The following is a 1,235-nucleotide window of genomic DNA, read 5'->3' as shown; positions in this document are numbered from 1 at the left end:
TGTAGTGGTCTAATGAAACCGGACACCCATTTAGGCGAGAATGCTCGCCAGATCGAGGTGTCAGATGACCAAACAACGCCGCTCCTTTTCCGCTGAGTTCAAACGCGAGGCTGCCGACCTCGTACTCAAGCAAAACTATAGCTACATCGAAGCCAGCCGTTCGCTCGGCGTCGGCGAGTCGGCCCTGCGCCGTTGGGTTGACCAGGTTCAGAAGGAACGCCAAGGCGTCACTCCGCAGAGCAAAGCGCTGACACCGGAGCAGCAGAAAATCCAGGAGCTGGAAGCCCGGATCGCTCGTCTTGAACGGGAAAAATCAATATTAAAAAAGGCTACCGCGCTCTTGATGTCGGAAGATCACGAGCGTACGCGCTGATCAATCAGCTGAGCGTCCATGAGCCAATTGATTGGCTGTGCAAAGTGTTTGAGATCAATCGATCCAGTTATTACGCCCACCGCCTCAAGCGTCGAACGCCTGATGTCGAACGGCTTCGGTTGCGCAGCCGGGTGAGTGAGTTGTTCTCGCAAAGCCGCAGTGCTGCCGGCAGCCGTAGCATTCTCTCGTTGATGCGTGACGATGGTGAACAACTCGGTCGGTTCAAAGTGCGCAGCTTGATGCGTGAGCTTGACCTCGTCAGCAAACAGCCAGGTTCTCATGCCTATAAACGAGCGACGGTTGAACGGCTGGATATCCCGAACATCTTGAATCGGGAGTTCGATGTCCCGGCACCCAACCAGGTGTGGTGCGGCGACATCACCTACATTTGGGCCCAAGGGAAATGGCACTATCTGGCTGTCGTACTGGATCTTTGCGCGCGCCGTGTGGTGGGCTGGGCATTGTCGGAAAAGCCGGACGCCGAGCTGGTTATCAAGGCGCTGGATATGGCCTACGAACAACGTGGAAGGCCTCAGGGCCTGCTGTTTCACTCGGATCAAGGGTCGCAGTATGCGAGTCGTTTATTTCGCCAGCGGCTGTGGCGTTATCGAATGCGTCAGAGCATGAGTCGCCGGGGAAATTGCTGGGACAACGCGCCGATGGAGCGCGTGTTCCGCAGCTTGAAAACTGAATGGATACCGACCGTGGGCTACAGAACTGCTCAAGAAGCCCAGCGCGATATCAGCCATTTCTTGATGCATCGGTACAACTGGATTCGACCCCATCAATTCAACGGTGGGCTGGCGCCAGCTCGGGCCGAAGAAAAACTTAACGTCGTGTCCGGGATTAGTTGACCACTACA

At 55.9% G+C, this 1,235-nt stretch carries 1 protein-coding gene; it reads left to right on the top strand.

Annotation, left to right across the window (positions count from 1 at the left end; genetic code table 11):
- The first annotated feature begins 64 nt into the window (after positions 1-64).
- Positions 65-1,227 (top strand): IS3 family transposase gene (locus GHN92_RS23565; protein ID WP_153381341.1). Its coding sequence is split into 2 segments (ribosomal slippage): positions 65-320 and positions 320-1,227, totalling 1,164 coding nucleotides; the frame shifts between segments, so codons are not numbered across the junction.
- The last annotated feature ends 8 nt before the right edge of the window (positions 1,228-1,235 follow it).

The organism is Pseudomonas sp. FSL R10-2964 (assembly GCF_009600035.1).
Taxonomy (GTDB): domain Bacteria; phylum Pseudomonadota; class Gammaproteobacteria; order Pseudomonadales; family Pseudomonadaceae; genus Aquipseudomonas; species Aquipseudomonas bubulae.
The sequence above is the reverse complement of the archived record's forward strand: the minus strand, read 5'-3'. Positions and strand labels throughout refer to the sequence as shown.